The sequence below is a fragment of the Vagococcus fluvialis bH819 genome (assembly GCF_900163795.1).
In the GTDB taxonomy this organism is placed as follows: Bacteria; Bacillota; Bacilli; order Lactobacillales; family Vagococcaceae; genus Vagococcus; species Vagococcus fluvialis_A.
The window spans coordinates 1-24,068 of the sequence record NZ_FWFD01000005.1 but is presented as its reverse complement, the minus strand read 5'-3'; the positions used below and the strand labels follow the sequence as shown (position 1 = coordinate 24,068).

At 33.0% G+C, this 24,068-nt stretch carries 21 protein-coding genes; 6 read left to right on the top strand and 15 right to left on the bottom strand.

Annotated elements, in window-relative coordinates; genetic code table 11:
* Nucleotides 1-26 precede the first annotated feature (26 nt).
* The 10 genes from FM121_RS02400 to FM121_RS02355 form a co-directional block, all read right to left on the bottom strand.
* Complete coding sequence (locus FM121_RS02400) at nt 27-2,255, bottom strand: C39 family peptidase (protein ID WP_086950558.1); 2,229 nt, start codon at nt 2,253-2,255, stop codon at nt 27-29.
* A 470-nt stretch (nt 2,256-2,725) separates the two neighbouring features.
* Entirely contained in the window at nt 2,726-5,518 is a 2,793-nt protein-coding gene (locus FM121_RS02395; RefSeq protein ID WP_086950557.1) for an immunoglobulin-like domain-containing protein, read from the bottom strand.
* Between the two features lie 187 nt (nt 5,519-5,705).
* Nucleotides 5,706-6,047, bottom strand: coding sequence for an EamA family transporter (locus FM121_RS02390; RefSeq protein ID WP_086950556.1), 342 nt, complete (start codon nt 6,045-6,047; stop codon nt 5,706-5,708).
* A gap of 1 nt (nt 6,048) precedes the next feature.
* Nucleotides 6,049-6,393: a DUF2304 domain-containing protein gene (locus FM121_RS02385; protein ID WP_086950555.1), complete on the bottom strand. Its 345-nt coding sequence runs from the start codon at nt 6,391-6,393 to the stop codon at nt 6,049-6,051.
* Nucleotides 6,393-7,106 carry a glycosyltransferase family 2 protein gene (locus tag FM121_RS02380; protein WP_086950554.1) on the bottom strand — a complete coding sequence of 238 codons (714 nt, stop codon included), beginning with the start codon at nt 7,104-7,106 and terminating at the stop codon, nt 6,393-6,395. The genes FM121_RS02385 and FM121_RS02380 overlap by 1 nt, the downstream gene beginning before the upstream one ends.
* Nucleotides 7,107-7,155: 49 nt before the next feature.
* A complete protein-coding gene (locus FM121_RS02375; RefSeq protein WP_086950553.1) occupies nt 7,156-8,109 on the bottom strand; it encodes a glycosyltransferase family 2 protein in 954 nt (317 codons plus the stop codon).
* Nucleotides 8,110-8,146: 37 nt separating this feature from the next.
* Nucleotides 8,147-9,553: a DUF6056 family protein gene (locus FM121_RS02370; RefSeq protein WP_086950552.1), complete on the bottom strand. Its 1,407-nt coding sequence runs from the start codon at nt 9,551-9,553 to the stop codon at nt 8,147-8,149.
* 182 nt (nt 9,554-9,735) lie between these two features.
* Complete coding sequence (locus tag FM121_RS02365) at nt 9,736-11,643, bottom strand: DUF6020 family protein (protein WP_086950551.1); 1,908 nt, start codon at nt 11,641-11,643, stop codon at nt 9,736-9,738.
* Nucleotides 11,644-11,831: 188 nt separating this feature from the next.
* On the bottom strand, nt 11,832-13,217 hold the full coding sequence (locus FM121_RS02360) for a hemolysin family protein (RefSeq protein WP_086950550.1): 1,386 nt from the start codon (nt 13,215-13,217) through the stop codon (nt 11,832-11,834).
* A 97-nt stretch (nt 13,218-13,314) separates the two neighbouring features.
* A complete protein-coding gene (locus FM121_RS02355; protein WP_086950549.1) occupies nt 13,315-14,439 on the bottom strand; it encodes an AI-2E family transporter in 1,125 nt (374 codons plus the stop codon).
* A gap of 142 nt (nt 14,440-14,581) precedes the next feature.
* Between FM121_RS02355 and FM121_RS02350 the strand changes: the two genes are divergently transcribed.
* Nucleotides 14,582-15,010, top strand: coding sequence for a GNAT family N-acetyltransferase (locus FM121_RS02350; RefSeq protein WP_086950548.1), 429 nt, complete (start codon nt 14,582-14,584; stop codon nt 15,008-15,010).
* Nucleotides 15,011-15,190: 180 nt separating this feature from the next.
* Nucleotides 15,191-16,312 (top strand): hypothetical protein, encoded by a 1,122-nt coding sequence (locus FM121_RS02345; protein ID WP_086950547.1) that lies wholly within the window; start codon nt 15,191-15,193, stop codon nt 16,310-16,312.
* Between the two features lie 227 nt (nt 16,313-16,539).
* Here FM121_RS02345 and ntdP read toward each other — a convergent pair whose 3' ends face one another.
* The 4 genes from ntdP to FM121_RS02325 all read right to left on the bottom strand — a co-directional run bounded on the left by ntdP (nt 16,540) and on the right by FM121_RS02325 (nt 20,040).
* Nucleotides 16,540-17,076, bottom strand: a complete 537-nt coding sequence (ntdP, locus tag FM121_RS02340) for a nucleoside tri-diphosphate phosphatase (protein ID WP_086950546.1) — start codon at nt 17,074-17,076, stop codon at nt 16,540-16,542.
* Nucleotides 17,077-17,182: 106 nt separating this feature from the next.
* Nucleotides 17,183-18,382, bottom strand: a complete 1,200-nt coding sequence (gene mutY, locus FM121_RS02335) for an A/G-specific adenine glycosylase (protein WP_086950545.1) — start codon at nt 18,380-18,382, stop codon at nt 17,183-17,185.
* Nucleotides 18,372-19,172, bottom strand: coding sequence for a recombination regulator RecX (gene recX / locus FM121_RS02330; RefSeq protein WP_086950544.1), 801 nt, complete (start codon nt 19,170-19,172; stop codon nt 18,372-18,374). Before recX ends, mutY begins: the two co-directional genes overlap by 11 nt.
* A 55-nt stretch (nt 19,173-19,227) precedes the next feature.
* Nucleotides 19,228-20,040 (bottom strand): competence protein ComK, encoded by an 813-nt coding sequence (locus tag FM121_RS02325; RefSeq protein ID WP_179203776.1) that lies wholly within the window; start codon nt 20,038-20,040, stop codon nt 19,228-19,230.
* 172 nt (nt 20,041-20,212) lie between these two features.
* Between FM121_RS02325 and FM121_RS02320 the strand changes: the two genes are divergently transcribed.
* From FM121_RS02320 to FM121_RS02305, 4 genes are all read left to right on the top strand, one after another.
* Nucleotides 20,213-20,713, top strand: coding sequence for a sigma-70 family RNA polymerase sigma factor (locus FM121_RS02320; RefSeq protein ID WP_086950542.1), 501 nt, complete (start codon nt 20,213-20,215; stop codon nt 20,711-20,713).
* Between the two features lie 80 nt (nt 20,714-20,793).
* Complete coding sequence (locus FM121_RS02315; protein ID WP_086950541.1) at nt 20,794-21,006, top strand: DUF1659 domain-containing protein; 213 nt, start codon at nt 20,794-20,796, stop codon at nt 21,004-21,006.
* A 21-nt stretch (nt 21,007-21,027) separates the two neighbouring features.
* A complete protein-coding gene (locus tag FM121_RS02310) occupies nt 21,028-21,240 on the top strand; it encodes a DUF2922 domain-containing protein (RefSeq protein WP_086950540.1) in 213 nt (70 codons plus the stop codon).
* 394 nt (nt 21,241-21,634) lie between these two features.
* Nucleotides 21,635-22,426 (top strand): glycoside hydrolase family 25 protein, encoded by a 792-nt coding sequence (locus FM121_RS02305; RefSeq protein ID WP_086950539.1) that lies wholly within the window; start codon nt 21,635-21,637, stop codon nt 22,424-22,426.
* 301 nt (nt 22,427-22,727) lie between these two features.
* Here the strand turns inward: FM121_RS02305 and tnpC are convergent.
* Nucleotides 22,728-24,068: IS66 family transposase (gene tnpC, locus FM121_RS02300; RefSeq protein ID WP_086950538.1), on the bottom strand; the 1,341-nt coding region annotated here is incomplete at its 5' end.

The following is a 24,068-nucleotide window of genomic DNA, read 5'->3' as shown; positions in this document are numbered from 1 at the left end:
GACTAAAAAGCCAACCTTTTATTTTTTTATCTTATAACCACTGCTTTTTTTTCATTATACTGATACGACGATTGCAACGTTGATGCATCTACCCAATTAACTTTTCTAGAGTTTGGATCGACTAGGTGGTACTTATTCGTTTGACTATTGTAACCATCTAAAGTTACTACGTGGGCATTTTCCACACCTCTACCCCAATAGTAATTAAAATATTCTGGTGCTTTGTAGTTTAATGTAATATACAACACAATCGGATTACCCTTCTCTAGTTCCTTTGAAAGTTGATTAAAGGAAGTCCCAGAAATATCCGCTGCTGTTCCATGAGCATAATCATTTGCCCAATTTGTCAGTGGTTTAGGGAAGATAGAATGATAGATACCATTTCTAACCACATAAGGAGAACCGGAAAATCCTTCATTTGGGTTATTATTTTTTGAAAGAGGCATCTCTCCTATGAATTTGTTCAACTTGTGGTTTTTAGCAAATCCTTTAACTTGGAGTGCTTGTAGTAAACTAGCTGCTTCACATCCCATCGGAGCATTCGCCTCATTTTGATTATGAGTAGGAGCATTTAACATAACGTATGTTGAATTTTTACTCGCAGCTTCTTTCACTCCTGTGTTATTTAAATAACCTAACCATTTATTTCCATCGTACATAGAATAATACGTTGAGCCATTAAAATGTTCATATTTATATTTCACTTTATAAGGTTTATTGACTAGATTTTTAGTAGTGCCACGTTTAGAAGAAAAATTAAGATTATTCCATAAATCATAATTCCCACTGCTTACAGTAACGACTTTATTCATTGGAATAGCATAGCCAGAACGTTCAGTTTGCTTTGTTCCATTGGCATTAATATAGCCATACCATTTATCTGAACTATCAAAAAGCGAAAGATAAGTTTCACCATTATAATGTTGATATTTTCCTTTTGCTAACAATGTTTTCTCGTAAATATTGTTGGAATCACCGCGTTTTTTCCAATTAAAATTTTGCCACATTGTGTAATTATTACTAGAGATAGAAACATATTTTCCGTATGCTTGATAAGCACCCTGAGCGCCATCTGATACTGTCACAAACTTTTTATTAACATAGCCTTGCCAAGTATTATTTTTATCATATAATGACAGATAATCTTCTCCATTTACATGGTAGTATATTCCTTTAGCTTTATAGGTTTTATTAGCTAATTTTGATAAAGATTGTCTTTCGTTCCATTCAAAATTATTCCAAGCACTTCCATTGCTATTGTTTACTGTTACATATTTATTGTAAGAAACATAATCACCTTGCTTATTTGTAGTAATTTGAGTTCCTGCGCTATTGATGTAACCGTACCAAGTACCATTTAAATCATATAAAGAAAAATAAGCGTCTCCATTAAAATGTCGATACATCCCCTTAGCTAAAAATGTTCGATTTAAAAACTGTTTACCATCATATTTTTTTTGCCAATTAAAATTTTGCCAAATACTGTAGTTTCCCATTTTGACAATAGTGTATTGATTAAAGGGTTGATAATTTCCTTGTGCTCCTGCTGTAATATTGACATCCTTTTCAGAAGCGTAACCTAACCATGTATCTTTATTGTCATATAAAGAATAATATATAGTTCCCTCAAAGCTATGATACTTACCTTTAGCTCTTAATGTTACATCACTATATTGCGCTAAATTCCCTTTTACCTTTCCTTCAAAATCAGAATACACCTGACCATCACTATTAGTAATATTAGCGTATTGCCAGAATGACTGATACACACCACCTTGGTGTTCGGCTAAGTTGATGTCTTCTGCTGATATAAACCCAATAGGTTCTTCTGAGTTATTAAACAACAAATAAAAAACAGCCTTGTCTGCTTGTTCGATTTTTTCTTTAGCTAAAAATGTCTGTCCCACAATAAAAGTATTATCCTTCACTGATTGACTCGACAAGTCCTCGTAGATAACGGGATTATCTTTTTTCAAACTAACAAACTGATGGATTTCTTCTTTTTTTACATCAGTTTCAGTAATTAATTTTTGAGCCTTAGACTCATCTGCACTTTCCTCACTGGATCTTTCCGTAGTTGTATCACTTGTGATTTCACTTGTTTTTTCAGTGCTAGCTATTTCACTCACTACGTCCTGTGTGCTTGTTGTCATTTCAGTTGATGTACTTGAGCTGACTACCTCTTCAGCAGAGTAATGATTGAACGATACCAATAACACACAACTTAAACAACCTAGTAATAATTTCTTTTTCATTTTACCTATATCCTCCTTTTCCTCTTTTAGTTCTGTAAACAAAGCATCATATTATATATCGGATAGTTATCATTAAAATAAAACCATTAACTTAAAAAATATTCCGATTATATTTTTAGTCGCTTGTTTTCTATCATCAGTTTAACATATCATTAAATGAACATTAATAACTATATATATCTATTATTATTTTTTTGAAAAAAGAAGAGGTTGCGACAGAAGTGTTCGGCTTATTTTTCGAAGAAGCTACTTCTATGACACCGTTTAGTTAAAAAAAACGAGACTGACCCAAATGTCAGCCTCATTCTTATTTATGCGAATAATCTTTAAAAGTCAGGGGATAAAAAGTCTGCTCCCACGACAACTTCACGAAAATGGATCAATCAAAAAGAGCGATTGTTCGATTTTCCCTCCAGTTGCTCGGAGCAAAACGACTTTTGACCCACCCTGGCCCTCTTAAAAAAAACATTTTAAGGTCTTGTTTCAAATACTTTTTCAATACCATCTTCAGTTGCTACTTTAACTTTCACAACAAGTCTGTCTTCAAACCAACCTAATTTACTATTTAAACTCATACCAAATTGACTTCTTGAAGTTACTGTCGTTTCTATCCCGTTTTGCGCTAGATCTTGTTCTGTGTATGTTGTACTTCTAGAACCAACTTCACCTACTTCTACTTCTTTAACATATAATGTTTCTTTTTCTTGATTTATAAATGTAAAGCCAAAGCTTTTTATCACACCATTTATTGTTGAACGAGAACTGATATAAAGTTTACCCGAAAGATCATTAGAAACCACTAATTCTTTACTTCCAACAATTTTATTTTTAGCTGTTGCCGTAATAGTTGTTACTCCCTCAGCTAAAGTTGTTACGTGACCAGTTTCATCTACAGTGGCTACTAACTCATCAGAAGATGTCCAAATAACTGACTTATCCTTAGCATCTGCCGGTTGGATATCAGCAGTCATTTGTGTCGAACGACCAACTTTTTCTTTGTTCACTCCAGAAACAATAATGCTTTCAACTTGAACTTCAAAAATTTCTACAGAACGTTTTACTTCAACTTGATTGCCTGCTTTGTCTTTTGCATGATAAGTTAATTCATAGATTCCTAATTGGTCTGCTTTAACTTCTCCAGTTACAGTAAACTCAAGCTCGTTGCCATCACTATCAACTGCTTTAACATCTGCTTTAGAATCAAAAGAACCGACAACGATATTTTGTTTCACATTTTCAGTTCCTGTAATTGTTGGTTTAATATCATTTATTACTGTCACTTTACGTTTAGCAGTTACGACTTGATCTACATCATCAATTGCAGTATACGTTAAATCGTAAACACCACTTGTCGACATGTCCACAGAACCTTCGATTTTAACTTCTAATTTTTTATTGTTATAATCTGTTGCTTCGATACCGCTTAATGCATCGAATGTTTTAGCAGATTTTTTGATTTCAGTATCTTTAATTTCTGATAATTTTGGTGCTGCAACTTTTTCAACTGTGACAACTTTTGTTTCTTTTGTTGTGTGTTGGCGTTTATCTGTTGCTTCATAAGTAAGTTCATACTTACCAGCTTTTTTAGTGTTAACTTCCCCTGTTACTTTATAATCAATATTTTTACCCTCAAAATCAGTCGCAACAATATCTTTTTTAGTATCAAAAGCTACGGGTGTTTGTTTGATAGTTTCATCTTTTAGCCCTTTAAAAATTGGCGCATGATCATCTACAACTGTTACTTTTGATTTAGCTTCTTGTTTGTTACCATCTTGATCAACTACTGTATAAACTAATTCATAAGTTCCTACTTTTTTCATATCAACAGTACCTGTAACTTTAACTTTTAATGTTCTGCCAAGATAATCAGTTGCTTCAACACCTGCTAAAGCATTAAATGTTTGATCTGACATATAAACTGTTTGATCTTTCACACCAGTCAGAGTTGGCGCAACACCTTTAACAAAAGCAGTATTCACATAACCGTACCAAGTACCATTTTCATCAAATAATGAATAATAATCATTTCCATTTGAATGTGAATAAGCTCTTTTTGCTGTAAATACTTTATCCATTAAATCTTTCGTTTGATGTTTCACTTTCCAATCAAAATTTTGATAGGTTTTTTGATTTGGTGTACTTAGTTTAACTTGGCGAGAAATTGCATACCCTTTACCAGAAGATTTCACATCTAAGGTTAGGTCTTCCTCAGCTACATAACCATCCCAACGATCTTTCTCATCATATAATGAATAATATGTTTTGCCATCAAAATGTTGATACATACCTTTAGCAAAAACTGCTGCTTCTTTTCTCATTGTATAGACTTTAGCTGGCATCTCAAATTTATCTAAATCACGATAAATAGTTGCCTCTTGATTTTTATAACTAACATATTTGCCATATGATTGATATAATCCTTTAGATCCTTTATTGACAGTCGCTTTTTGATTAATATACCCAAGCCACTGCTCGTTATTATCATATAGCGAATAATAAACAGAACCATTTACATGATGATATTCATAGTTAATTTTGACTGTTTGATTGTTATAATCACTAGCACTCGCTTTTTTAGACCAACCAAAATTTTGATAAATATCATAGTTGCCATTCGTTATCGTGGCATACTTATTAACCTTAATTGCCTCACCTTGGGGTTTTTTATTAGTCGTTACTTCTTTGACCCCTGTTTTATTAATATAGCCTAACCAAGTATTGTCCTTATTATATAAAGAATAATAAGTTGAACCGTTAAAATGATTGTACGTATAGTTAACTTTTAGCTCTTGACCTTTTAAATTTTTGCTTTCATTTTTCTTAGTCCAACCAAAATTTTGATGGATTGGATAGTTGCTATCTGTCACACTAACTGTTTTATCAGCTTTTAATGCCATACCTTGTTTACCTGATGTCATCTCCACAGCGTCTGAATTAATATAGCCTAACCAAGTATCTTTTTCATTGTATAAAGAATAGAAAGTTGACCCATTACTATGTTTGTACTTATATTTTACTAATATCGTTTGATTATAAATATCTTTAGAGTCGCCTTTTTTATCCCAAGCAAAATTTTTCCAAGTTGAATAATTATCTCTTTTCACTGAACCATATTTAAATACTTTAATCGCATCTGAAACAGTTGCCTTTTGCGCTGCTTCTACTTTAATATCGTTCCCTAAAACCTGATCAACAACCCCTGTTGATGTTGCTGCTAAGACAACTGTACTAAATAGAGCTAAAACAAGACCCTTCTTCTTCATAACCTTCTCCTTTTAACATTATAATTAAATAACGTATTTTATTTTGGTTTCTTTTTAATTATATCTTAGTTCATTATTTAATCAATAATATTTATTTAAGTAAAAAATAATCTTATTAGTTGTTATAAAAAAAACAAGAATCTACTGACCCTTACTATCTGGCCAGTAAACTCTTGTTAAGAAACACTTATTTATAATTCATCAAAAGAGTTCCCGCTAAAATCAGAGCAATCCCAATCATCGCATTGGTACTAATACTCTCTTTTAAAAAGACAACTGAACCCACTAAAATTAAAACGTTAGTTATCCCTAATCCCAAAGGTACAATAAAGCTAACATCTGCTTTTGAAATAATGATCATCCACAAAACAAAGCTAAGTAGATAACACAACAAACCTAAAAGACTTAATGTAGGGAAATTCATATTTAACTGACTATTAACCATTTTGACCGATAAATCTGCCGAACCTAATTTAAATAAAATGATTCCTGATGATGATAAAATGACATATATAAAAAATAAAATCATATTACTTTTCCTTTCTTTCTATCTTTTCTTTTAATATTGATACTTCTTGAATTAATGATTTAATATCGTTGGTCTGTTTAGTAATGTGTTTGGTAAAAATAATTAATTGAGCCAAACTAAAGAATACAGCCATCACTAAAAGAAAATTAGACATTGTTTCAAAGCCTAAGACATCCGAAAAATACTCAGGAATACTTGGGAATATAGAAAACAGTAACATTATCAAGCCGATAGCTAACCACACTAACGAATGCTCCAAAGTAAACGTTGAAGAACGAATGAGCTTTATGATAAAAGCCAAGAAACAAATAGAAAATATAATCATTACAATAGTCAAAATAGCCATTAGTTTTCCCCTCCACTCGATAATAATATAATCGATGTCAGAACTTCAATCATATAGCGAACTGATTTGATTGGCGTAATAGAAGATTCGCCTTCTAATCGTTCAAACATGTTAACGCCAACTTCTTGAACGCTTTTTTTCTTCTTAATAAGTAAAGCATTTGTTTCAGGTTCAGGGTATTTCCTAGGATAATGTGTCGCAAAATACGCAATAATTTCTCGATTAGCTGCACGATACCCTGAAGTGACATCTAATAATTTTTTCCCTGTTTTTAACCAAATAAAGGATGAAATCAGATTAATTCCTATTCTTCTTGAAAAAGAGGTCTTAAATGCTGAAGGAGAACCTTCTACAAATCTTGATCCTACAGTAAAATCTGCCTCATTTTTAATAATCGGTGCAATCAGCTGTGGTAAAGAAGTAATATCATGTTGTCCATCTCCATCAAACTGAACAGCAATATCATAGTCATTATAATATGCATATAAATACCCTGTTTGAACAGCGCCACCTATGCCTAAGTTTTTTATCAAATGCACAGAAGGAATTGAATTATCAGTCAGCACTTTTTTTGTGTTATCCGTAGAACCATCATTAATAACAAGGTAGTCTAGTTCAAAAGAAACTTCTTTTTTAAATGTCTCAATCGATTGGGTTGTTTTTAAAATACTCGCTTCTTCATTATAAGCCGGTATTATCATTAATACTTTCATTCAAAATCTCCTTAGCTCAGTTTTTAGATAATAAAAAAACCAATAATTACTATAAATATTCAGACTCTTTTTTTGAAGCATGATATTCTTGAATTAGATACGGTGGTCTGTTTTTGACTTCTGTATAAATTTTTCCTATGTACTCTCCCATCACACCTTGAAAAATAAGTTGAGAGCCACTTAAAAATAAAATTAAAATTGTTAGTGTTGGAAATCCAGGAGTTGAGCTACCTACAATTAGTGTTTTTATTAAGATATAGATCATGTATACAAAAGACATGAGTGAAATAAAAATGCCACTATACAAAGATAATCTAAGAGCTGCTGTTGAATCTGAAACAATCCCATTAACAGCTAACTGTATTAAATTACTTAATTTCCATTTAGTTTCTCCTGCAAATCTTTCACTCGAAACAAATTCGACTTCTTTTTTTCTAAAACCAATCCACATGTACATACTTTTAGTATATCTCTGACTTTCTCGAATTTTTATTATGCTATCAATACACACTCGATCCAATAGCCTAAAATCTCCTACTGCTGGTAAGACAGGTATCTGAGAGAAATATCCTAGAAGTTTATAATATAATTTTGAACTTTTCTTTTTAAAGAAAGACTCTCCCTCTTGTGTCACTCTTTTGCCGTAAACATCTTGATAACCGTTTTCCCATTCCGTAATCATTTGAGGAATCGTTCCTGGGGGATGTTGTAAATCCGCATCCATCATAATGACTGCGTCCCCCTTACAATGATCAAATCCAGCTAACATCGCAACTTCTTTACCAAAATTACGGGAAAGATCCACATAAGCAATCCTTGAGTCTTTTTTTGATAACTCTTTGACAATCCCCAGTGAGTTATCAATACTTCCATCATTAACAAATAAAAACTCAAACTCATATTGGCCGATATATTGCTGAGATAACTCATTTAACTGTCTATATAACTCACTAATGCTCTCACTTTCATTGTACATCGGAACACAAAAAGTAATCAATTTCATTAAGTAAACCTCCTAAATTAGACTAATATCCTTTTGTCTAATTATTTGTTTGAATCCAAGGTAAAGGCATTGTTCTACCTTTCACTTCAATTTTTATTTTTGATTTTATCTTATAATGATACTTAAAATCATCTGCTCTACTACCATATCCGATATCATCCAATGCTTGTCCTAAAAACGAAAAAGGTAATTTTCTAACTTCTACTACTTTTTCTCCACGATCATCGGCTTCTTTAATCATAGCAATTCGGCGCTGATTTTCAAAACCGTTTACGCCATATAAGAACAAATAAAATGCAACTAAGCAAAGGAATACACTTTTCACATATTTATCAAATGTTTTAATTTCTATAGTCGTTTCGGTATTAACCCAAATTAAGCCTAATGAAATCGCTAAGAGCAGATAACTTAAAAGGATATTTCTTGGTCCAAATGGCGTTACGATTAAAAATGGTCCCACCATCACTAATGCAGAAAATAAGAAAATAAAGTAAAGAGTACGATCGGAACCTTCAAGCACTTTAATACCTGCATAAATAAGAATTCCAAAAAATATAACAATCAATAATAATTCACCCAACAACATATATAAAGGTTCTTGATAAAAACTAATATTTAAATAATCTCTACCAATAAAATAAATATTAAATAAAAGTAAATAAGAACCAATCAGTTTTGGTTTTTTCAATGCTAAGTAGATGACAAAAGAAAAAACTGCCATTAAAAATATATTATCTTTTACTACTAATTCTGACCAATCTTGCAAAAGATGCTTGAATAACTCAGAAAAATAAATATTCGATAACCCTCTTGAACTGTCTGAGTGATAGGCTGTATTTTGAAGCATTAACCACATACCAGATACAGAGCCAATAAACCAGAAAACAGCTAAAGAGATCCTTTTTCTATCTGTAAAGATCATTAACATAATAGCTAAAAAGCTTAAAATGACATTTGCCATAGACACATTTTCTGCTAAAAATTGACTTAAAAAAGCAACTAATAAAACAAGAATATTCATAACCCAACTGTTTTCTTTTTTTAAAACAAGGTAGAATATTACTAAAATGAGTAAACTGGAGATGTTATAGTTAGCAAATCCAGAAAACCAGCCATATGTTTGTCTAAAAATATCAATAGGAAGTGTCATTAAAATTAAAACAATGTATCTCATCTTCACTCTATCTGATAGTAATTTAGAAATAACTAATGCTAATCCTACATTCACAGTTGTGTATAAAACAACTCTCAAGATGACTGACCTTGTTATTCCCATTATAATTAAGTTGCCTAGATACCTTCCATTATATCCATCAAAGTTATTAGCCAGCTGGTCCATTCCTTGTATACCACCCCAAAAGAAATCATCCCACGATAGCACAACAAGCATTGACATAATAAAAATAAAAGCAGCATAAATCCAAATAGATTTTACTTTATTCATCTTGTCCTCCTCACAATAAGTACCTATTTTTTTAATTTTAATGGATATAAAGTTAAAAAGATAGCCTCAAAAAAATTTTTTTGAACAAAATAACCTTTTTAGTTGATAATTTAAAATAGTAAGCAACCATTATAAAAAACTCTTTAAAATTAGGATATTAATCTAATTTTAAAGAGTTTTTATTAATTGTCTTCTTTTAAATTAAATTCTTTATATATTACTACCAAATAAATTGGTGCAAGTAATACAAATGGTATGTAATAACGATGGTAACCAATCATTAAAGGTCCCACGACTAAAGTACCTAAAAGGAGTAGTGTCGGTAGCAATAGCCACAGTAACTTAGACATTTTGTGATACAAAGCCAACGCTAAAACCATCAAGATTAGGATAATATACAATGAATAATTATTTAATAATCCTAATAAGGGTAACGAATCAAATAATTTTGAGTAGCTTAATTTAGCTAAGCTAAGATCAGTATTAACTTGTGGTTGTGTTAAATTGTAAATTTCAAAATGCGAATTAGCCCAAGGTGTTATTTTAGATGTTGATTCTAGACTCGCATAATAACCATTGTAGTTAGTCATTGTGAACAACGGGAATATTTGGTGCATAGTTGCTTCAAAATAAACGGCAGGATGTTTCGCAAATTGTTTTGCCCAAACGCCCATATATTCTTTTATGTCCTCAGAAGAAGCTCCTTCTTGGAAAGATTCTTTAATCGGATCAGACCTAGTCGGCAGATATCTATCAGGAATTCCTTCATACTTGATAACTTTATTGATTGCTTTTTTCTCACTAGGAGTTACTTCGTCACCATATTTTTTCACGTATCTTGCTGTTTGTTGAAGTGGCACAGATAGTTTTTCTCTTTCTAAAACGGCTGAATTTACTTGATAATGAGACACTAAGCCATTTTCAATAAGAGTCGCTATCCCGATTGGTAAAATAATCAGTGCGATCAACATGAAATGAGTTGCTTTTTTACGGTAAAGCTTAAATAGCTCGAATGGAATTAAAATGATTAACAGTGGAATAACTGCATAAATAGCATTCTTTCTAAGTAGTATTGCTAATGTTAATGAGACAATCGTTACTAAATATATTTTATTTTTATAATACAGGTCTTTTTTATATAAATATAAACAAGCACTTGCCACACAAGCAGCAAAAGCATGTGAAAACATAGTATCTTTTACTGGCACTGTAATCAGATTAGTCATAATTGGTAAAAGTCCTACCAATACAACGTAACTATAGGCCATCTTTTTCTTGTCAGTTATTTGATAAATGACCCAAGAACTAAAAGCAACGAGTAAACCAGAACCTACCATATGATATAAACTATGGAAAAAGACACCCAGTGAAGGATAACCTAATTTAGTTCCAATCTTCACTGCATTCCCAAACATTGCTGTTGAAAAAATCGGATGATCATTTCTAAGCTCCATATCTCGATTAAACTGAATTAATTGAATCAATGTATCGTAAGAAACCGTTCCTGGAAAGTCCATTAAAACAACAGGTATCACTAATACTAAGTACAATATTAAAGCAGAAAAGAATACATGCTTTCTTGCAAAATTAAAAATCTTGAATTTCTCAAATTTATCTAAATTTTGTTCTTTCATCTCAAACTGAGTTAACATATAAACTAATAAAGCTTGTAATAAATTGTAAAACCATAACCAAGATAAAAATAAGATAACTGTTTTCACTATTTGAGTATTACTTTCAAATAATATGCTCCAACTACCCTCTTTTAAATCAGGATAAGAAAATGCTAATCCTGAAACGGCAAATACCGATAAAATTGCCGATAATAAATACTGAATCCAATTTAGCTTGATCGCTTTCTCACTAATAAATTTTAAACAAAGATACATCAGAACAAATATCATGGTAACAATAATTCGATTAACAGTGATTGAATTCATTAAATCATCAAATAAATGATAGACAAATTTTATAAAGACATTGGATATTCTTCCATAAGTGCCTCCACTTAAATTATGCGGCTGAGGTGTCATTACCAAACCACATGACATAATAAAAGCCATTAATACTAAACTTATCTTTTTTTTCATTTTCTACTTTTTATGTATTTAGAAAAAACACATATCCTCCTACCTATATTTCATTTAACGCATAGTTTTATTCTACTATAAATATACTCTCTTGAATATTCAAATTTTATTTTATAAAATAAAATGGTCAAAAATTGTTTGTTACTACTAAAAAATAAGAGAGGCTGACATTTTGAGTCAGCCTCTCCCTACTCTTCTTTTTCCTTACTCTTCTCACGATCACTCGAACCTTTTAATAGTCGATATTTCTCTTCTTCAGGCTCATCTTCTATTTCATGGACTTTTACCTTAATTTCTAAAAGACGAGTTCCTTCAACTTTATGCGTTGTCAGAGTGACGTTTTCCACATCAATTGATAAGGTTTCATCTACTTCAGGAATGACACCTAAAGCAGTAATAACATATCCTGCCATCGTGTCTACGTCGTTCATCGCTAAATTTGTACCAAATGATTCATTAAAATCATCGATTGGCATTTTTGCCTGAACCAAGTATTCATCTTCGCCAATTTTTTCGAATAACTCTTCAATCGTCAATTCATCCGATTCGTCGTCAATTTCACCGACGATTTCTTCTAATAAATCTTCCAATGTTACTAAACCAGCCACGCCACCATATTCATCCAAAAGGATTGCCATATGATTTTGTGTTCTTTTAAGTTCAATTAACAAATCATCAATAAAAATAGTTTCTGGAACAAATAATGGTTCATGTATCACTTTTAATAAATCTAAATCATCAAAACCAGATTTTCTTGCTTCTTTTAATAAGTTTTTTAAGTGTAGAATACCAATGATGCGATCTTTATCGTCATCATAAACAGGGATTCTTGAAAAATTATTGGATAAAACTTTATCTATATTCTCTTCAGACGAATCATGAATATCGATCATAAAACTTTCGGTTCTTGGAACCATGACTTCACGAGCAAGTGTTGTATCCATATCGAAAATGCCTTGCACCATCTCAAGTTCCCCAGAATCAAGGACGCCTTCATTGGTTAAGATATAAGCCATTTCTTCTCTCGTCATTTTATCATCAACGTCATCAAACGTCATGGGAGTTAAACGGCTTAATAAATTAGTAGAACTTGAAAGTAACCAAACAAAAGGTTTCATAATGATTCCTAAAAACTTAATAGGTCCCATCACAAATTTTGCAACTTCTTCTGACTTATTAAGAGCAATTCTTTTTGGATATAATTCACCAAAAACAATCGAAATATACGTTAATAAGATCAAAACGATAAATTGGGACGCTTGTTTCGCCCAAGTTGCTTCACCAAATAATGGAGCAAGTTCTCTAGCAAATGAATTAGCTAAAGACGCACCAGATAAAATAGTGACTAAGGTAATACCTACTTGAATGGTTGATAAAAAATTACCAGAATCATTAATCAATCGTAATAACTTAACGGAAGATTTCTCACCCTCCTCAGCTTTTGCTTCAAGGCGACTTCTGTTAACAGATACCACTGCCATCTCTGCAGCTGCAAAAAAAGCATTTAGTAACGTTAAGATGATTAAAATAATGATGTTGATTAAAATAGACTGACTATCAGGGTCAGCGTTCATAAGCTTGTTCTCTCCTAACATAAATATAAGTTGTAATGTTTAAAACAATTACCAGAAAATCGTATCACACTATAGCAAGTTTGACAATCAGAAACAACTATTTTTTAGGTTCTTCGATCTGTTGAGTTGGTGGTGTTTCTTGCTTATTTAATTTTATCATGTTAAACACATAGACAAAAACAGTTTTACACACTGCGTAGAAAGGTACCCCTAAAATCATACCTAGTAAACCAGCGATATTTCCAGCAACAAGTAAAATAATGATAATAGTTAATGGATGAATATCTAGGCTTTTACCAATTACATTCGGATAAATAATATTACCATCAATTTGTTGAACAATCAGAACAACGACACAAGCCAGAGCTGCTTTCCAAGGATCTGAAAAAACGGTAATAAAGACAGCAGGAGCTAATCCGATATAAGGACCGATATAAGGGATCATATTCGTTAGGCCTGCGATAAAACCAAAAAGAAAGGCATAATCTACCCCAATCAACATGTAACCAAGGCTGGTTGATACGCCTACAAATAAACATTCGATCATTTGACCACTAATGTATTTAGAAATCGTTTCACCCATTTTACTTAGAAGCTCGATCATTTCATTTTTATGCTTTGTTGGTAAATAAGGTTCAATCGCTGGGATAAACTTATGACCATCTTTTAACATATAGAATAGGATAAACGGTACAGTCACAACTAACATCACAATTCCTGCAACAGAAGAAACAATAGAACCAATCCCAGAACTCAATCCATTAAATGTTGACTGTGCAATATTGCCAAGCGATAAATTCCACTTATCAATATAAGACTGAACGTCTAAATTCTGAAGCATTGGCTGATTACTTAATTGATCTGCCCATGATTCAACAGTCGTAATAAATTGAGGCATTTTTCTAGTTAACGCAGCAATTTGATTAATTAAATTAGGAATCAAAGAAGAAATAGATAACACGATAATGCCCACTAGAAGAAGCATCACAATCGTTACTGATAAAGTTTTTCCTACACCTTTTTTCTCTAAAAAAGAAACAACTGGTTTAAAACAATAGTATAAAAACCCAGAAATTAAGATAGGAGCAAACATGGTGGTAAACATCGTGCCAATCGGTCTAAATAAAAAATTTATTTTGGTACCGACTAAGATTAGTGTAGCAATTACTAATAATTCAATGGACCAAAACATTAATTTCGATCGTTTCAATTTATCATACATTTTTAGTTCCTCCAATTAGATTAGATCATAGATAGAAAACAGAGTTTCTTTTTTGTTTCTATAATTACCCTATAGTATAATATAATTTAACTAAAATTGCTTTTATTATTTTTTACTAAATCAAAAAAGGAGTGCCTTAACGATGAACATCAAGCAAACAACAGATAGCCATTCAACGACTTATCAAGACGCACTAATGATTCGGCAAGACGTATTTGTCAAAGAACAAAAGATTCCCTTAGCTATCGAAATAGACCAAGAAAACGAGTGTCTACACTTTGTTCTTTATGATAACGATCAACCACAAGGAACTGTTAGATTACTGGATAAAGGGAACCACGTTTTTAAAATACAACGGATGGCTATCCTCAAAAAAGCAAGAAAAAGAGGGTATGCTAAGAAATTAGTATTATTCTCAGAAGCAGCAGCAAAAAAAGATGGTGCCCAGATACTTGTTCTAGGTGCACAAGAAAGTGCTGTCGGCTTTTACGAATCAATTGGCTACACAGTTGAAAGTGATGCTTATTTTGAAGCTGGTATTAAGCACTTTGAAATGTCTAAAAAAATATAAAGGCATTCCTTTATTTACCATTCTCCCTTTTTCCGTTTCAACAACAAAAAGAACAGTTGCCCTATCTTTTCTAAAAAACAAACATATAAATACACAAACAAATAAGCATTGAAAAAGAATTGACATCGTTTAATTCTTTTTATACATTTAAAGGGTAAGTATGATAGGAGAGTGTAAAAAATGAAAAAGAAATTAGGAACAGTTGCCAGTTTAAGTTTGGCAGTTATTATTTTAGCTTCATGTGGAAAAAGCCCTCAAGACGAGTTTATCGGGTATATGGAATCACAAAATAAGCAAACAGTTGGCACTTGGGATTTCAATATGGCAATCGAAGAGATTGAAGTAACCGACTCACCAGAAGCAAAAACTAATCCCATGATCAATATGATGGTCACACAAATCAAAGATGCCTCAATTGACGGCACCGTAAAAGCTGATCTTGAAAAAGAGAAAGCCTTTGGAATAGATATGAAAGTCAAAGCGCTTGGGATGGAGATGCCAATCAATATGGTTGGTTCCTTTGGTAAAGAGCCTAAAATGTACTTAGCCACAGATATTTATGAATACATCATGAATATAGTCGGTTCTATGTCTCAAGGTGCTGTAGACACGAGTCAGTTAGATATGTCAAAATTAAAAGGTAAATACCTTGATCTTTTAGATATCGATGCAGATACTGCAAGTAAAAAAGAATTACAAGATGCTTCAAAACAATTCCAACAATCGGAAAAAAATCGTCAAGAGATGACTAAAAAATACACAGAGTTCTTAACAGGATTAGATAAAAAAACATTTACAAAAAAAGAGGATGTCGTTACTCATACCTTTACCAAAGAAGAATTAACGCAAATGATTAAAATTACAGCTGACAGCACTAAGGATAAAAGTGCTGATTTAGACAAAGCTTTCGATGAAATCAAAGATATTTCAGTTAAAACTAGTGTAGACATTAAAAAAGATAAAACAACTATGGCCATTAAGATGGTACCAAAAGATACAGAAGCAGGCATCAAATCACTAAAAATGAAAATGAGTACAACAATGAAAGATAAAAAAGCCGACATCAAGCTACCTAAAAAAGAAGATATTATCTCTTCTAAAGAACTAGAAAAACTCTTCCCACAAGGTGCTCCTGCCGGACAAAAAGAAGAAATTTCTGATGCTGATTTCCAAGAAGCAACTAAAGCCCTAAAAGAACACAAAGATCAAATCGACGACAAAACAAAAGAAAATCTACTAGCAAACTATAAAACAGTCTTATCAGAAGAACAATACAAAGAAATCGAGTCTATTTTAAAATAAGGTGAAGAGAAAAACGGTTTACTCCAAGGAACTGGAGAACTGTCGAAACAATCAGCTTTTTTGATTGATTCTACAGTTTGAAGTTGCCGTAGGAGTAGTTTTTATCTTCCCGTCATTAATAAGGTGAAAAAAAAACGGTTTACTCCAAGCAACTTCAAAAAAAGAAACGTTAGGATTTTTCCTAACGTTTCTTTTTATTATTTTCTACGTAACATGATGGATTAGTCTTACTGTCTTCTTGATAATTGTTGATACCTTTCGTACCAAACATCAACGTACTCCATAGAAAAAGGTCCCTTTTCATTGTTAATCCAGTCTACCAATATCTTGACGTTTTCTTTTAATACAAGATCAATTTCATCTGAATAATTCATCTCTTGTCTATGGTCTTCATACTCATCCACATCCAATAAACGTTTTTCTCCATCTGGAAAAACTTTAATATCCAAATCATAATCAATGTATTTCAAGGCTTCTTCATCTAAAACATAAGGTGAAGCCAGATTACAGTAATAAGAAACTCCTTTCTCACGTATCATAGCAATTATATTGAACCAATACTTTGTATGAAAATACAAAATAGCCGGCTCTCGTGTCACCCATCTTCTACCATCAGATTCAGTCACTAACGTGTGATCATTCATCCCAATAATAGAACACTCACTGGTTTTTAAAACCATCGTGTCACGCCAAGTTCGATGTAAGCTCCCGTCATGCTTGTAACTTTGGATCGTTATAAACTCTCCTTCTTTAGGTACACGCATTCCTCAATTACCCTGCTTTCCTTGGCTCTTTTTGCCAAATTTACCACTAGGGTGTTCATTACACCAATATCAAAATTATTATATCATATATCTTATTTTATTATCACTATTTATTTCTTTTTTCATCTAATAAACCTACCATTTTTTGTTGAGGCTTAGGAAAAACAAAGCTATCAAAGTCTTCTTCTTTCACCCAGTATTCATTTTGATCTAAAATAAACTCTTTTTCAGCAACTTTATATCCCTTGGCTAGTAAAATATGCCACTTACGGTGACTAAAAACATGCTTTACTTCACCCAATGGTTGCTTCTGCCAAATGACTGCTGGTTTCTCTTTTTTTAAAAGAGCCATCATGCTACCATCTAGTAAATTTAAATCCTCCTCAGCAACAAAATCAAATAAATTAGGTTCTTTAATATCTAACTGATAATTTTTCCAATCTTTTTCTATCTGAAAATATGCCTCTTTTGTCACTTCTAACAAAGGATAGGTCCACATATTCGCAAGTAAGCCATCTGAAGGTCGTTTACTCAATAAGTACTCCCCCAGCTCATTTTGAATGGCCAAAGCAACATAATACATCGGAACAGTTTTTATTTTTTTCTTCTTTACAGGATAATCAGTCATTTGATCCCTAGAAAGTGCCCCGCAAAATTCTTTTAGCGGGCAAATTTCACACTTAGGAGAAGTTGGTGTGCAGACTGTTGCTCCCAAATCCATCAATGCTTGATTAAAATCACCTGGTCGCTCTTGGCTGATGGTTTCACGAACTTTTTCATCAAAAATTTTTCTTGATTTTACTTCACCGATATCATCCTCTAAACAAAAAAGGCGACTATACACTCGCATCACATTGCCATCAATAGCCGGTTCAACTAGTTTGTAAGAAATACTTCCAATCGCTCCACCGGTATACGGTCCAATTCCTTTTAGACTTAAAATATCCTCTATATTAGATGGCATCTCACCATTAAAACGAACCATTATGTCTTTTGCAGCACTCTGCATATTGCGAACTCGTGAGTAATAGCCCAGACCTTCCCACGCCTTTAACAAACGATCCTCCTCTGCTTCTGCCAAATCCTTAATTGTAGGAAACCATTCTAAAAAGCGATGGAAGTAAGGTATCACTGTAACTACTTGAGTTTGCTGTAGCATTATTTCTGATACCCAAACACGGTACGGATCTGTATTTTCTCGCCAAGGCAATAACCTCATGTCTTGATCATACCAATCCAGTAACGCTGGACTCATTTCTCTATTTTGACTGTCACTCCATATAATTGGCTGATTATTAATTGTCATTTTCCAACTCTTTCTCTTCTATAAAGCGGTTAATAAGATCAAAATCATACCCTTTTTGAAAAAGAGATTGACGCATTTTTTGTTTTTTCTTTGAAGCGTCTAAGCTTTGGTGTCTTCGCCAAAGTCTTTCACCTTCAACAGCTAGTCTTTCCCACTCATCGTCTTCATCTTTTTCGATTTCTAAACTACTCATCACAAGATCGATAACGTCCCCACTATATCCCTTTGTGGATAAATGCTGGCGAACTTTGTTGATTTGTTCTTTATGACTTTTATTTTGATATTTCTTCAAAGATTTTAGTGCTAAACGAGTCCCCATCTCTTCCTGATCCTCAAAAGTAAATAATTCTAGTGCTTTTGCGATATCGTCATCAGCAATCCCTTTTTTGTATAATTGCTGCTTCACAGTTTGTGGGCCTTTATCTTGCGTTTTCATCACTGTTCTGACGTAACTTTCTGCAAAAACTAAATCATCTAATAAGTTAATATTATTTAACTTGGTAATCACATAAGCAATTCCTTCAGGGGAGATTTCCTTTTTCTTCAAGTGATCCTTAATTTCTTTTTCAGATCTTAATTGGTAACTCAAAAAAGACAAGGCAAACTGGTAGCCAATGTCCAACTCCGCTTCTTTTTCAATTTCTGTTAAAGTGTCATCTTCAATTTCTTGACCTTTAAGTAATCGGAACTTAACTAAGGTATCTTCTGATACTCTAATTTTACGTCCTGACTTTGTCGTTATGTTGTAGTGGTTGTTTTTTAATTTTCTAATCGACTGTATAATTTCCATGTTTTTCACCCTCTAATTTGCTAATACTAACTATAGCATAATCTGAAAAACTTCTCTAAAGCGCATGCCTATAAATCAAAAAAAAATCAGCCATCGCTAGCGTATCCTCTTCACTTGAAAATAATTCTTTGGTTTGATGTTTTGCTGTGAGACGACGATAATCATTTTTGGACGTTCTTTGAAGGGCTTTACCGACTAACTCTTTTTTAAGACTTGGATAATTACCTTCCCAGTTAGTTAAAAAACTAAGCGTCTCCCGGTGCTCTGAAAACGAATCGGAAAAATAAGTGACAACAGTGTAATATTCAAAAGAACGCTCTAAATGTCGTTCAAGAGATTGGAATCTTTGTGGCACGATGATTTCTAAATGATTACAAAAAGAAAGGACAGTTTCATGACCAGATAATGCTCTTAAATCATTTAACTTAGTAAAATTAATATAGCTCACATTCCCTTGTGACGGTCCTTCTAGAGGGATAAACAAAAAATTGGGTTCGATTTCTGGAAACTTATAGATTTGTTTATTAAAGATTTCTTCGATTACTTTTTTGTTAATATCAAAGCAAAAATCGGTTTCTTCACGGGATTTTACAACTAAGTCCTTGGTCTTGACTCTTGTTACGGTAGGTGTTTCTTGGCTACTTAGAACCAAAGACTGATACTGATGATCCTTAGAAGCAATATTAAATAACCCAATGGTCTCTCGATTAATCTTCACAGAACCATCATGTAACCAGCAATCCTTAAAACTCTCCGACATATCTTGTAATGATATCTCCTCACCATGTAATAACTCAATATAACGATCCTCTTTTTGATCTAGAAGTGACATTTTACCAACTCCAATTGATTTAATTTTAAATACCATGAAAACGTTTTCCATTAAAACTATAGCATATTTTTTAGTTATTTATCAACAAATTTCGAGGATTATTTGAACGATTTAATCAAATCATCATGTTTTTGAATCCAGCTCTTCTTTTTATTTTTTTCTATACTCTTGGTGACTGGCCGGTCTAAAGATTAAAGGAGAGATAGAAATGGAAAATGACTTAATAAAACAACACCACGTTCTACTATTAGGAGCACTCAAAAAATGTCACATTACAACTTATCATCCCTTATTTGAAGACTACTTACAAATTGCCAGATGGACATTAATCGAAACACACCGACACTTTATCAAAGAAGAAAAAGATTTAGCCACCTTTAATCAATATGTTTACCAACGGATTTACTGGAAGATTACAGATGAAATTAGAAAAGAATACTTAGACAAAGAACGTCGTGAAGCAACTAGCACCGAAGAAACACTGTACCAACTTCCAGGAAAAGAAACGGAAGATTTATTAGAAATCAAAGAACTCTTAGAAAAAATTAGTCCACAGCTAACTCAAAAAGAAAAAATCTATCTTGAAGAAGCTTATATCAACGAGCTTTCAATCATCGAAATTTCTAAAAAATATCACGTGTCAAGATCCACTGTTTATAACTGGCGAGACCATGTTGCTTTAAAAATAATTCATTTTTCAAAAAAATAGTTGGACATTTTTCAATCTCATTTCGTTATTAATAGTGTAGGGCGCGCAACTTACAAAACTAAAAGAAGGAAGTGGCTAAGATGGAACCAATCTTTGAAGCAAAAAAATTAGAATTACATTACAACAATGTAGGAGATGAAAAACCACGTCAACAAACATTAAATAATATGAAAAAAGACTCAAAAAATGAAGAAATCGTTCAATTCGGACAACTGATGGGACAATTAGCACCACAAGATGAAGCCATCAACGCAGTAATGGTTATCGAAAAATCACGCTTTGACATCAAATAATAAAAATAAGGAGAGATTACCATGAAAAAATTATCAATGACATTCTTAAACGAAACAGGAAAGAAAACTTACCTAAGACCAAAAGTAGCTAGTGAAACACTGGATGCTGAAACTGTAAAAGACGTTATGGATGGTGTGACTGGCCTAGATTTATTCGAAAAAACAGGTGAAAAAATGTACGTTGAAACTAAATCAGCTAAGTACACTGAGACAATTACCACTGAGTTATTTTAATAAATTTAAATAAATAAACGAAAAACAGAGACTATAACAAATAAAAAAGTTTGTTATAGTCTTTTTAAAAAACGGTATAAAAATTGGAATTAACACCTGTTTCACCCTTTGAAGTCTAGGTTCAAAGAGCAACTCCTACGACAACTTCAAAATCCAGAATCAATCCAAAGAACACGAATTGTTTCTGGATTTCTCCAGTTGCTTGGAGCTAACCGCTCTTTTCACCCTTTGAAGTCTAATTTTTATAACCTCTGATTAAAACGGTATAAAAATTGTAGCTTCTTCGCAAATAAACCGAATCTCATTAAAATTTGAAGTGCAATTTTCATGAGTTCCTTTTTATTTCTTGAAGCTAAACACAATTTTTATAACCTCTGATTAAAGGAGAATATGTATGTTAACTATTATTGATATCTCAAATCACCAAAGAGGATTAGCGTTAAACTCCCTTAGTGCGGATACTTTTATCTTCAAAGTCACAGAAGGGGATTACTTCAAAGATGATACTCTAGAAGACTTCATCCAACAAGCTCGTTCTTTAGATAAACCTTTCGGGCTGTATCACTTTTTAGATCAATCTCCTGTTGAAGAACAAGCAAACTTCTTTCTCTCTTGTATCACGCCTTACCTTGGAGAATGTCTCCTAGTTTTGGACTACGAAGAGTATGGTCGACAAGGACCTGATCAAGCCAAACGGTTCTTAGACATCATCTATCAGAAAACACAGGTCAAACCACTCATCTACATGAATGAAAGTGATGCGAATGCTGAAGACTGGTCGGAGGTCATTTCAGCAGATTACGGACTGTGGGTAGCTAAATACTCCAGCAACTTACCGAAGCTCTCACAGTGGCCTAATTACGCCATGTGGCAATACACTAGCACTCCTTACGATACAAGTTACTTTTACGGTGACTTAAATGCTTGGAAGAAATACGGACTACCAGAAACAAGCAACAGCACAAACTATCATCTGAAAGGCAAACGGTTCAAAGCATTAAAACCACTCATCATAAAAGCCGATGAATGGTTTAAAAAAGATACTGGGATGTTTTTTTCCAAAAGTACTGTGTTTGATATTCAAACCATTTGCCACACCGAGACAACAACGCACGCTCTTATATACTATAATCATCGTGAAGTCTTTGTTACACTTCATAAGGATTATGTTGAATTGGTAGAATAAGTAGAGTAATAAAAAAAGAGATTAACTCAGAAAAGTGAGTTAGTCTCTTTTTATTACTGCTATCACCCACTTACGCCTAACACCATCTATTTTTTGAAATCTTTTTTGGCATTATCAGTAAGTCCTGAAGACAGCTGTATTAAAATGTAGGAAAAAGGCGATTAAGAATTGTCGGTTTTCCTACAAATTTTAACCGCCGAAAACCTACATTTTTAAACCGCCCTTGGTAAGCGGGAAGTAATCGAGTATATGCCAAATAAGGCGTCACTCTGTCATACTATGACAAGTGGCTCCTTATTTTTTATCGACACGCAGCTTGAACCTGTTCTGACCAAGGTAAATAAACCTCGAGAGCTTTAGATTTTAAATTATCTTCTAAATTAGAAAGATGCTTAAACAAATATTCTAAGTACTTCACAGGGACTAAGTTGTTGGCTTTAGCCGTTTCAATGATAGAATATGCGATCCCGTTAGCTGTCACTCCCCGTTCACTCGCAGAAAAATGCCAATTTTTTCTACCAATCGTTGTTGGGCGAATACTTCGTTCAGCTAAATTATTAGACAACGCACACCGTCCATCCTTCAGGAAATTCATCAAGCCTTCCCTCATATTAAGCGCATAGTTAACGGCTTTTCCTAGTTTAGAACCTGGAAGAGCGATAAATGACTCGATCCATTGCCAAAATTCATCAAGAATGGGTTGGCTTTTTGCCAACCGTGAATCATATTTTTCTTGATCACTTAATCCCTTCATTTCTTTTTCAATATGAAAGAGTTGATCGCAATAGGTAACTCCTTGACTTGCTGGAGTATCTTTAGAAGTGGAATCTTTCGCTTCAAAAAATTTTCTTCGGACGTGAGCCCAACAATTAACCAAAGTCGTCTTCTCAATGGAGTTGTAAGCCGAGTAACCGTCACAATGTAAATAGCCTGAGAATTCGGATAAAAATTGTTGGGCGACACTACTTTTACGACTCAGGTCATGATGATATAAGATAATTGGATGCTCTGCTTGTTCGATGGTTCGAAAGAGCCAAAAGTAAGACTTCTGTTTTTCACTGGATAACACATTATAGTAAGTTTCATCCGCATGGATGAGCTCTTCTTTGACTAGCTTCTTTTTTAGTTCCTTCCAAATAGGAGTTAACCATTTTTCACATGAGGTGATGAACCAGTTCGCTTGTGTTCGACGTGGCACTCGTAATCCATAAGATTCCCACTCCTTCTCTTGGCGATAAAAAGGTAGGCTCATTTCAATTTTCTGATGAAATAAATGGGCTAGGACAGAGGCAGATGCCAAACTATGAGTGATTGGTTGTTTAGGTACAACAGCTTTTTTAATCGCATCAGCCCCATCTTTTTTACAGATAGGACATTCATAGGCATGTTGATAGTACACATTTTTATACATCTTTGCAGGAACAAAAATAACTTCTTCACGGATTTTAGATTTACCAATATCTTTTAAATCAGAACAACACCAATCACAAGTGCAGTCTTCTCCTTCAAGCTGACAATGAACTTCTTTTATAGGTAAATCTCTTGTGAGGGCTGCTTTGTAGCCTTTTTTCTTTTTCCGATGATAGTTAATTTCCTCAAAGACGGTTTTTTCTTCAGTTGTCTCTGCTAGATTAAAAGACGA